The sequence below is a fragment of the Mycobacterium sp. TH-M103 genome, assembly GCF_057473785.1.
Genome location: NZ_JBYCLG010000373.1, coordinates 1 through 9743 on the forward strand (window position 1 = coordinate 1; position 9743 = coordinate 9743).

Below are 9743 nucleotides of genomic sequence, written 5' to 3' on the forward strand. Positions count from 1 at the left end.
CGTTCGGCGCGTACTCACCGCCCGGCGCCCCGTACCAGTCCATCTCGTAGTCGGGGAAACCGCGGCTCTTGAACGGCTCGCGCAGCACGGCCCGCAAATCCTTGTTGGACGGGAAGAAGATGTGCACGCTGGCGTCGATCAACGGCGTGCGGGTCCCGTCAGCGTGTTCGATCACGAAAGCCATCCTCGGGCTTCGGTAGCCACAGCGAGTCGGACTCGCCCATATGATAGAGAAGCTAACATTCTCGTCGGGGGTCGATCAATCCGTTTCCGGTAAGCGTTTCGGTTAATCATCGCGCCTGGTAGCCATAGATTTTGCCGTCACATCGGTGAGCGTCGTTCTTCTATATGGATAATAGCATTCTCCGCGGCCTTCAGCGTGCGGCGCGGGTTCTGGTGCGGTTGCTTCCCCGCCCGGTGCTGCCGCGCTGGCGGGTGGTACGGGCCGCCGGTGACGCCTGCCGCTTTCTCCAGCGGTTTGATCACGGTGGTGAAGTCGGCGTCGGGTCCTTCCTTCGTCGTGCTCGGCGGCCTCCCAGAGGCGCCCGATCACCCGGGCGACGTCCATCGGCACGCCGAGCGCTTCGGCTTCCTCGAGGTGCAGTCGCACGTCTTTGACCATCAGCCCGGTGGCGAACCCGTAGTCGAAGGTACGGGGGAGGATCGCTCGTGGGAACTTGTCGCGGCTTGCGCTCGTCGCGCCCGCGCCCGCGTTGAGCACGTCGATCATCACTGCCGTGTCCAGGCCGGCTTTGGCGCCCATCACCACGAATTCTGCCGTCGCGGCCAGGACGTTGGCGGCGAGCAGGTTGTTGGCCAGCTTCATCGTCTGTGCCGAGCCCGGCTTCTCGCCGAGGTAGAACGGCCGGCCGAGTGTCTCGAGGACCGCGCGCACGGTGTCGAATTCGCTGCGCGGGCCCGAAACCATGACCGTTGCGGTGCGATCGGCGACCTCCCGGGCCGACGCGGCCGGCCGGGCTCCCAGTGCGACGCGCTCCAGCGCGGGGTCTTGCGCGTCGAAGGCGACGACGTCGTGGCGCGCGTCGATGAGGCGACGCGCCATGGGAAACCCCGTGTGGCCCAACCCGATGAGCCCGATGTTAATGACGAACTCCTAGTCCTGCCCCGCTTCGGCGAACGTTTCCCGGGCGATGTGGAAGCTGTCAACCGGCACGCCGGCGTAGAGCGCGACCTGCAGAAAGATCTCCCGGATCTCCTCGCGGGTGACGCCGTTGGTCAGTGCGGCCTTGACGTGCGTGCGCAGTTCGTTGGCATGCTGCGAGTCTTCCGCGGCAGCGCCTCACGGCCCCAGACGGCGCCCGAGCAGTATTCGGTGACGAGGTCCTGCAACGGCCGGCTGAAGTCGTCCGCGTCGGCCAGCGCCTGGTTGACATAGGCCTCACCCAGGACTGCGGAGCGAATTTCGAGGCCCCGCCGGTAAGTTTCGCGATCCACCGGTGTTCTCCTTCGTCGCGGCGTTTGCCACCTGATTGCGCATTGTCGCCGAATCAGCCTGCCGGGAAACGGGAATGCCCCGGCCGCCGCTGTGGTGGTATCACGATAGGTTGCAGCCAGAAGCTGGTGCCGGAAGGGAGCGGTCATGACCGGAGCAAGCGACGACGTCTGGGAGGTGATGTCGACGGCTCGGACGATCCGGCGATTCACGGACGAACCGGTCGACGACGCGACGCTGGCACGGTGCTTACAGGCAGCTACCTGGGCGCCCTCCGGCGCCAACGCGCAGCGCTGGCGTTTCGTCGTGCTGCGATCCCCCGAGCAGCGCGCCGTCGTGGCCAAGGCCGCGGCCCACGCGCTGGAGGTGATCGAGCCCGTGTACGGCATGAGCCGTCCCGCCGCCGACGATGACAGCCGCCGTGCCCGCACCTATCGTGCGACCTACGAATTGCATGATCGCGCAGGTGAGTTCACCTCGGTGTTGTTCGCCCAGCAGCATTTTGCGACTACGTCGCAACTGCTGCTGGGAGGATCGATCTTCCCCGCCATGCAGAACTTTTTGCTGGCCGCCCGTGCGCAGGGCCTGGGGGCTTGCCTGACCGGCTGGGCGTCGTATGGGGGCGAGCGACTTCTGCGGGACGCAGTCGGTGTGCCCGAGGACTGGCTGGTGGCCGGGCATGTCGTGGTCGGATGGCCCAGGGGCAGGCACGGTGTGGTCCGTCGCCGCCCGCTCGCAGAGGCCGTGAACCTCGACCACTGGGGCGATCCCGCCGACGACGTCGTTGCCGCTCTTCGTTCTCTGGCCTGAGCGGTCGCTTCTCGTCAACAGGTCGGCGCACCCGACGCCCAGCCGCCGTGACCGTGCGAGGACAACCCGCGCAGAAGCGGCCGGACTGGCGGTGGCGGCCGTCTTCGCGGCGACACCGGCGGCAGCCCAGACCGGCAAATTCGGGACGATGGAAGAGCTGGCTGCTGCTGGCGGCAGCGAGGTTGCCGATTACACCGTGAGCAACCTGAAGCGCAGCGGCAACAACGACGGGCTATGGGTTGCCGACGTCACGGTCAAGTCCGCGAAAGGCGCCGTCACCCCGGTCATCGGCGACTTCAACGCCCAGGCGGGCGATGGGTCGAAGTACACCGCGATCGAGGGAAGGAACCCGGACGGTCTGACCAATCAGCCCATCGCCCCGGGTAGCTCGCGCAGCGTCAAGCTCTACTTCGGTGTCAACGGCGGTACCCAGCCGGACAGCGTCGTGTACAGCACCGGAAGCAACGCAGACCAGCTCGTCTGGAAGGGCTGAAGGCGACGGCATAGCGAGCAGCGGCTCCATTTGACCGGGGGCGTTACCGTCCTCGGTCACGCCCGTGCTCAGCCAATCCCTCCGCCGGGAAGCGTTTGACGCGCTTGGACGAAGCGACAAATACCGCGCCGAGACTTCGCGGTCACTACAACGGTGGGAAACCTACGTGTGCAGTGTGGTGGCCGAGCACCGTGGCCGCCACGACATCACGGAAATCGGTGTGCAAGAAGGAGTCCAACGTGACATTCCAAGCGACTGTCAAGACAGCTGCGGCCGTCGCCGGACTCGCCGCGGCAGCGATCTTCACGGCGACAACGGCCAGCGCCGCCCCGGCCAAGCCCTTCGGCACGATGGAGGAGGCCAGCTCGAACAACGGCGCCGACGTCGCCGACATCACCGTGGGTAACCTCAAGCCCAGCGGCCACAACGACGGCGTATTGGAAGCCGACGCCACCATCAAGACCGTCAAAGGCTTTGTCACCCCGCACATCGGCGATTTCCATGCCGTAGGCCCCAATGGCGCGAATTACTCAGCGGTCCTCGGGAACAACCCCGACGGCCTTCCTGCCGGCGAGATCCCCGCGGGCCAGAGCCGGAGCGGAAAGCTGTACTTCACCGTCAACGGCGGCGCGCAGCGCAACAGCGTCGTCTTCACCCCGGTGGACGCCAACGATCAGCTCGTGTGGAAGGACTAGGCGGGGTGAGCCGCGGATAGCTTCACCGCGCACCTTACGTGGAGGCCGAGGGCGAGTTCTCGCCCTCGGCCTCCACGTTTTTGGGGCCTGGCCGCAATTCTACTGCGGCGAAAGCCGTTGGGGCAGTAGGTAAGACGATAAATCTCGGGTTCTGCACGGGCCGGGGACGCATAGCCGCCCTCGGCCCACCGTTCTCAACAGCCAATAGCCAGTTTCCGAGATCATTACTTCCGTATGAGAGAATGGTATTCTCGCGGTGGCGGTGACGACAGGAGGCGGCCGGGATGCTGTTGGAGTTCGATGCCGATCAGCGGCTGTGGCAGAGCACGGTGCGAGACGCGCTCACCAAGCAATGCCCGCCCTCCCTGGTCCGCAGCATCGCCGAGGACGGCGTGGACCCGAGCCCGCTGTGGAAGTCCTACGTGGACCAGGGCTGGACCGAACTGAGCGATCCGGACAGCATGGTGGAACTCGCCATCGTGCTCGAGGAATTGGGTTACGCGACCGACCCGACCCCGTTCCTGGCGACGATGAGCCAGTTCGCTCCGTTGGCGGCGGACCGCTTCGACCCCCACGAGTCTGGCACCGCCGTGCGTGCCGGCGTGACGGCGCACCGGGACGCCGACGGCTGGGTGCTGGACGGCACGGCGCGCCACGTGCTCGACGGGGATCGCGTCGACCGGTTCGCGGTGGTCACCGAAGCCGGGGTGTTCCTCGCGGAGGCCGGCCAGGTGTCGGCCCGCCGGTCGGCGGTCTTCGACCCCGTCCTACACGTCGCCGACCTGTCGTTCTGCGGTGTCCGGGTGCCCGACGAGGCCCGGCTCGCGGTCGACCGGGAGCGCGCACACCATGTGGCGCTGGCCGGCATGGCGGTCACGATGGTGGGCGCGTGCCAGCGCATCCTCGATCTGGTACTCGACCACGTCCGCAACCGGCACCAGTTCGGTGTGCCCATCGGGTCGTTCCAGGCCGTGCAGCACAAGGCGGCGGACATGCACGTCGCGGTGCAACGGGCCCGGGCGCTGGCATACTTCGCGGCGTTGACGATCGCTGCCGACGACCCCCGGCGCCGGCTGGCGGCCGCGATGGCCAAGGCGTCTGCGGGAGAGTGTCAGTCGCTGGTATTCCGGCACGGCCTACAGCTTTTCGGCGCCATGGGGTTCACGTGGGAGAACGACCTGCAATTCGCGCTCAAGCGCGCCAAGGCGGGGGAGTTGATGCTCGGCGGAGCCGCGGAACACCGCGCGCGGATCGCGGAGGAGTACCGTGCGGCTGACTTTTGATCCCGACGTCGAGGCGTTCCGGGCGGCGTTTGCGTCCTTCCTCGACGAAAACCTGCCCCCCGCAAGTGAAACGGTCGAGCGTCCCCGGTCGGTGTCCCACATGCCGCAGTGGGCACGCCGTTGGCAGCGGCTGCTGTTCGACAACGGCTGGCTGCTGCCCGCTCAGCCCCCGGAGTTCGGCGGCCGCAACGCGACGGTCGTCCAGCAGTTCGTCTACCTGGAGGAACTCAGTCGACGGCGGATCTATCACAGCTTCAACCCGCAGGGCGTGAATATCGTTGCGGCGTCGCTGTTGTCGTTCGGCAGCGATGAGCAGAAGCGCCGCTGGGCGGTACCGATCCTGCGGGCCGAGATCACCGCGTCGCTGGGTATGAGCGAACCCAGCGCCGGGTCCGACCTGGCGTCCCTGCGTACCCGCGCCATCCTCGACGGCGACCACTTCGTGGTCAACGGCCAGAAGGTGTGGACATCGGGGGCCCACGACGCCGACGTGTTGCTGACCTTCGTGCGGACGAACCCCGATGCCCCCAAACACAAGGGCATTAGCGCCCTGGTGATCCCGACCGACACCCCGGGCGTTCAGCGCCGGCCGTTTCCGTCCATCTGCTCCGCCGATGACCTGGATTTCAACGAGGTCTTCTTCACCGACGCGCGGGTGCCGGCCGAGAACCTGGTAGGGGCGCTGAACGAGGGCTGGCGAGTGGCCAACGGATCCCTCGGGCACGAGCGCACCATGATGTGGCTGGGCTTCGCCGACCGGCTCGGCAACATGATCGACGACTTTTCCCCCACCACGGAGGTCGAGCGCGACCAGTACGCCACCACGATCATGGACAAGCAGGCCCTGCGCCTGCTGGGTTCGGTGGCGCTGGCCGGCGCGGCCCGTGGCGAGGACGACACCGCGGCCATCTCGGTGCTCAAGCTGCTCGGGTCCGAGGCCGAGTTGCGGGCGATGGACCTCGCGCTGACCTCCGCCGGACCCGACGGGCTCGTGCACCCGGGGCAGAGCGGCCCGTATGCGCACATGAACCTCGACCATTATTTCGCCAGCTGGTTCGAGCGCTTCGCCCGCAGCTTCAGCGGGACGATCGCGGGGGGCACCTCGGAGATCCAGCGCAACATCATCGCCCAGCGCGTGCTGGGCCTGCCGAGGGGCTGAGCCGGCGCGAGCAGACGAAGCCGGGCCACCTAGTCGATGACGGCGGCTTCCTTGCGCTCGGTGATTGGCCGCGCGAGCTCCTGCTCGTCGCAGATGCGCTGCAGCTTGTCCAGGGTCTCGTCGAGTCCCGCGCCGATCCGCTGACCCGGCGTGAAGGTCGCCGGCAGTTTGCGCATGCCCTGGATGACGCCGATGGTCTCGTAGTGGACGGTGCCCTCGGGGTCGCAGCGGTAGTCGGGCATCCGGTCGAGCACCGCGGTCAGCATGGACTTGAACACGGTACGCGCCACGTTCGACCCGGCGCACCGGTGCACGCCGAGCCCGAAACTGAAGTGCCGGTTGCCTTTACGGTTGAGGATGATCTCGTCCGGGTCGTGGAACACCGCGGGGTCGCGGTTGGCCATAGCCCACGAGATCCACAGCCGCTCGCCTTCCTTGAACTGTGTCCCGTCGAGTTCGACGTCGTCGGAGAACGTCCTACCGTCGCCGGGCGCCGGGGTGAAGTAGCGCAGGAACTCCTCGGTCGCCGGGTCGAGCAGCGTGTCGCGCTCCCGGCTGAGCAGCTCGCGCTCGGCAGGATGCTCCGAAAGCCATTCCAGCGAATGGGCGGTCAGGGCGGTCGTGGTGTCGAAGCCGCCGCCGATGATCAGCCCGAGGTTGCCGAGGATCTCCAGATCCGGGGCGGGCTCGCCGTCGATCCGCATCTCGAGCAGCGCGTTGACCAGCCCCGGCCGCGGGTTGTTGCGGATCTCGATCATGTTGTTGACGAGGTCGATCCCCATCTGCCGGTGCATCTCGGTGACCCGTTGGATGTCGGGGGAGTGCTCGGGGGTGTACACCGCGGCGTGGGTGGGCTCGCTGTACATCTGCCAGTTCTTCAGCGGGATTCCCATCATCGCCAGCGTCAGCACGGCGGGCACCACGTTGGCCAGATCGTCGACGAAGTCGATGCGGCCCTCTTCGATCTGCTCGTCGAGGCAGGCGCGCGTCACGTCGTTGACGAAGGGCTCCCAGCGCTTGACGGCGGCCGGTGACAGGTAGGGGTTGAGCACGCTGCGGTAGATGTGGTGCTCGGGGTTGTCCATTTCCAGGATCCCACCCCGCACCTGGTTGATCCGGCTGGCGGTGGGAATCGAAATGCCCTTGTAGCCGCGGCGTTCGTTGTGGATGTCGTGGTCGTTGGACACCGCGGGGCAGCGGGCGAGCTCGAACACCTCGTGGCTGCCCGCCGCGACCCAGTGCCCGCCGTAGGTGTCGCTCCACGCCATCGGGCACGTGGCGTGCATCTCCTTGGTGATCTGCTCGAAGCGGTTGCGGTACTCCGGGGAGTGCCGCTCGAACTGGTACCGGTGCTTCTTGCGGTCGCTGTCGCTCACGACGTCGTCGACGCTCAAGGCGCTGTCTCCCTTTAGCTTTCGTCCGTGATGATGATGGCCTGCTCGGGACACGATTGCGCGGCCTCGCGGACCTTGGCCTGCCGGTCGGCCGGCACCACTTCGTCGATCGCCGACGAGCTGCCGTCGATGTCGCTGAGCCGGAAGGACTCCGGAGCGATCATCGAACACAGGGTGTGGCCCTGGCAGCGTTCTGGATCAACCCAGACTTTCACGGTGACTCCTCCGATGGTTCTATGGGCTCACTGCTGGTAGTCGTGCCACTTGAGGTAGCCGCCGGCGTCGACGCGCAACTGCATGCCGGTGACGTAGCGGGCCTCGTCGGAGGCCAGCCACAGCACGGCGTTGCTGATGTCCTCCGGCTCGACGTAGGGAATCCTCATCGCCTGCTGCACGCCGAACACCGGCTCCGCGTCGGCCCGCGCCGGCTTTTCCAGGTCCGGCCGGAACGAGCGGTACATCGGCTCGCTCTGCAGCATCGGCGTGTTGGTGTTCGTCGGGTGGATGGCGTTGGCGCGAATCCCCAACGGCGCCAACTCCGTCGCGAGGTCGTGCACGTAGTGGGCGATCCCGCGTTTGGAGTGGATGTAGGCCATGCCGCCGGGGTCCGTCCCGGGGTTGTCCTTCTTGGCCGTGTCCATCAGCGCGGCGGTGGATCCGGTTGCGATGATCGAGGCCCCGGAACCCAGGTGCGGCAGCGCGACCTGAATGGCGTTGATGGTGCCGACCAAATTGGTGTTGATCACGTCGCACCACGCCTGGAGCGGCGGCTCGCCCCTCATGCCGGCGATGCCGGCCTGGGCCACCACGATGTCGAGCCGGCCGAACTCGGCGAGGCCGCTGCCCAGCGCGTCCCGCAACTGGCCGGCGTCACGCACGTCGGCATGCGCGGTCACCACCGCCTGGCCGGTCTTCTCGACGAGCCGGGCGGTCTCGTCGAGATCCTCGGGTGCGGCCATGGGGTAACCGATGGTGTCGATGTCGCAGCACAGGTCGACGGCGATGATGTCGGCGCCTTCCTCGGCCAGGCGCACCGCGTGGCTGCGGCCCTGACCCCGCGCCGCACCGGTGACGAAGGCGACCTTTCCGGCAACGCGCCCCACTGCGCCGTCTCCCACCACTTCTCCTTATGAATCGATTGGCCGGGTGCTTCAGGTGTTGCGGCCGCCGTTGACGCCCAGGATCTGACCGGTGATGTAGCCGGCCTCCTCGGAGACGAGGAAAGCGCACGCGGCGGCGATGTCTTCGGGCTTGCCCATCCGGCGCACCGGAGTGCGGGCGATGGTCTCCTCGATGCTGCCGAGGAACCCGTTCTTCTCGGCGGCGCGCAGCATGGGGGTGTCGATGAACCCCGGCGGCACGGCGTTGACCGTGATGCCGCTCGGCCCGTACTCGAGCGCGAGCGACTTGGTGAGCCCGTTGACCGCGGACTTGGCCGCCACGTAGTGGCTCATATAAGGAGCGCCGGAGTGGGTGCTCGACGAGGAGATGTTGACGATGCGGCCCCACCCGGCCTGCACCATGTCGGGCAGCACCGCCTGGATCGTGTGGAAGACCCCGTTGAGGTTGACGTCGATCACGCGCTGCCAGTCCTCGAACGTGAGGTTGTTGAACCGTTTGAACCCGTCCAGACCAGCGGCGTTCACCAGCACCGTCACGGGGCCCAGCTGGGCGCGGATCGCCGACAGGGCGGCGTCCACCTGCGACCGGTCGGTGACGTCGGCGGTGAATGCGAAATCGGCGTCGGACGGATTCAGGTCGAGCGTGGCGACATCGAGACCGTCGGCGCGCAGGCGGTTCGCCACGGCCAGCCCGATGCCGGAGCCGCCCCCGGTCACCACTGCGGTCTTCATGTCCCCATCCACGGGGACGTCCCCGTCATCGACGTCATTGACGCGGCCATCTCATTCACAAAGAATCTCCCTTACAATTATGAGAACCTTACTCTCACGCCGGATCGGCGTGCAACATCGCCGCGAAACCGCGCTCAGCCTGCGCCGAGGGGCCTGTGGAGCCGCCGTGGGAGCGTTTGTGCCGCTGGTCAGCGCGCTGATCCCGACCGCGGGACTTTCTTGAATTTTCGAGACACGAATGTAAGATTCGCCCCGTAGGAGAACCAAATTTTCGTGACCGGCACCACAATAAGGGGTACGAATGCCAGTGCAGGACACCGCGGAAGCAGTCGCGGACGCGGCGGCGGCCCGGCAGGCATTCGACACCACCAGCCGGTCGACCGATGTTGCGTCCCGGATCCGCTGCCTCGACCAGCCCAGCCCCGACTGCTTGAAGCCCCCGACAAGGCGCGAGACGGGTGGTCGCGCGTGAGGCCGCTGGAGGGCATCCGCGTCCTGGAGGTCGCAATGTACGGGTTCGTCCCGTCGGCCGGCGCGGTGCTGGCCGAATGGGGCGCCGACGTGATCAAGGTCGAGCACGCGGTGACCGGTGACCCGCAGCGC

The 9743-nt window shown here is 67.1% G+C and carries 10 protein-coding genes and 3 pseudogenes; 6 read left to right on the forward strand and 7 right to left on the reverse strand.

What is annotated here, in order from left to right; translation table 11 throughout:
• The 3 pseudogenes from AC2VOR_RS20605 to AC2VOR_RS20615 form a co-directional block, all read right to left on the reverse strand.
• Positions 1 to 175 (reverse strand): annotated as a pseudogene (locus AC2VOR_RS20605) (amidohydrolase family protein); the annotation flags it as partial.
• 269 nt (positions 176 to 444) lie between these two features.
• A pseudogene (locus AC2VOR_RS20610) lies at positions 445 to 1105 on the reverse strand (NAD(P)-dependent oxidoreductase); the annotation flags it as partial.
• 9 nt (positions 1106 to 1114) lie between these two features.
• A pseudogene (locus tag AC2VOR_RS20615) lies at positions 1115 to 1455 on the reverse strand (carboxymuconolactone decarboxylase family protein).
• A 145-nt stretch (positions 1456 to 1600) separates the two neighbouring features.
• Between AC2VOR_RS20615 and AC2VOR_RS20620 the strand changes: the two are divergent.
• The 5 genes from AC2VOR_RS20620 (at position 1601) to AC2VOR_RS20640 (ending at position 5893) form a co-directional block, all read left to right on the forward strand.
• Positions 1601 to 2263: a nitroreductase family protein gene (locus tag AC2VOR_RS20620; protein WP_486964422.1), complete on the forward strand. Its 663-nt coding sequence runs from the start codon at positions 1601 to 1603 to the stop codon at positions 2261 to 2263.
• A gap of 91 nt (positions 2264 to 2354) precedes the next feature.
• The gene (locus AC2VOR_RS20625) at positions 2355 to 2756 is read left to right on the forward strand and encodes a DUF1942 domain-containing protein (protein ID WP_486964423.1); all 402 of its coding nucleotides are present in this window, start codon (positions 2355 to 2357) and stop codon (positions 2754 to 2756) included.
• A 218-nt stretch (positions 2757 to 2974) separates the two neighbouring features.
• A complete protein-coding gene (locus tag AC2VOR_RS20630; RefSeq protein WP_486964424.1) occupies positions 2975 to 3451 on the forward strand; it encodes a DUF1942 domain-containing protein in 477 nt (158 codons plus the stop codon).
• A 284-nt stretch (positions 3452 to 3735) separates the two neighbouring features.
• Complete coding sequence (locus tag AC2VOR_RS20635; protein WP_369737044.1) at positions 3736 to 4734, forward strand: acyl-CoA dehydrogenase family protein; 999 nt, start codon at positions 3736 to 3738, stop codon at positions 4732 to 4734.
• A complete protein-coding gene (locus AC2VOR_RS20640; RefSeq protein WP_369737045.1) occupies positions 4718 to 5893 on the forward strand; it encodes an acyl-CoA dehydrogenase family protein in 1176 nt (391 codons plus the stop codon). The genes AC2VOR_RS20635 and AC2VOR_RS20640 overlap by 17 nt, the downstream gene beginning before the upstream one ends.
• A 29-nt stretch (positions 5894 to 5922) precedes the next feature.
• Here the strand turns inward: AC2VOR_RS20640 and AC2VOR_RS20645 are convergent, their stop codons facing one another.
• From AC2VOR_RS20645 to AC2VOR_RS20660, 4 genes are read right to left on the reverse strand one after another with little or no spacing between them, the layout of a single operon-like run.
• Positions 5923 to 7287 (reverse strand): cytochrome P450, encoded by a 1365-nt coding sequence (locus tag AC2VOR_RS20645; protein WP_486964425.1) that lies wholly within the window; start codon positions 7285 to 7287, stop codon positions 5923 to 5925.
• Positions 7288 to 7301: 14 nt separating this feature from the next.
• Positions 7302 to 7502 carry a ferredoxin gene (locus AC2VOR_RS20650; protein WP_369737047.1) on the reverse strand — a complete coding sequence of 67 codons (201 nt, stop codon included), beginning with the start codon at positions 7500 to 7502 and terminating at the stop codon, positions 7302 to 7304.
• 27 nt (positions 7503 to 7529) lie between these two features.
• The gene (locus AC2VOR_RS20655) at positions 7530 to 8390 is read right to left on the reverse strand and encodes a mycofactocin-coupled SDR family oxidoreductase (protein WP_369741445.1); all 861 of its coding nucleotides are present in this window, start codon (positions 8388 to 8390) and stop codon (positions 7530 to 7532) included.
• Between the two features lie 48 nt (positions 8391 to 8438).
• Complete coding sequence (locus AC2VOR_RS20660) at positions 8439 to 9140, reverse strand: SDR family NAD(P)-dependent oxidoreductase (protein ID WP_369737048.1); 702 nt, start codon at positions 9138 to 9140, stop codon at positions 8439 to 8441.
• A gap of 468 nt (positions 9141 to 9608) precedes the next feature.
• Here AC2VOR_RS20660 and AC2VOR_RS20665 point away from each other — a divergent pair.
• Positions 9609 to 9743: CoA transferase (locus AC2VOR_RS20665; RefSeq protein WP_486964426.1), on the forward strand; the 135-nt coding region annotated here is incomplete at its 3' end.

Bases quoted from the DNA above. Each gene is read 5' to 3' on its own strand.
- AC2VOR_RS20620 (WP_486964422.1), top strand. From the start codon at position 1,601: ATGACCGGAGCAAGCGACGACGTCTGGGAGGTGATGTCGACGGCTCGG.
- AC2VOR_RS20635 (WP_369737044.1), top strand. From the start codon at position 3,736: ATGCTGTTGGAGTTCGATGCCGATCAGCGGCTGTGGCAGAGCACGGTG.
- AC2VOR_RS20660 (WP_369737048.1), bottom strand. From the start codon at position 9,140: ATGAAGACCGCAGTGGTGACCGGGGGCGGCTCCGGCATCGGGCTGGCC.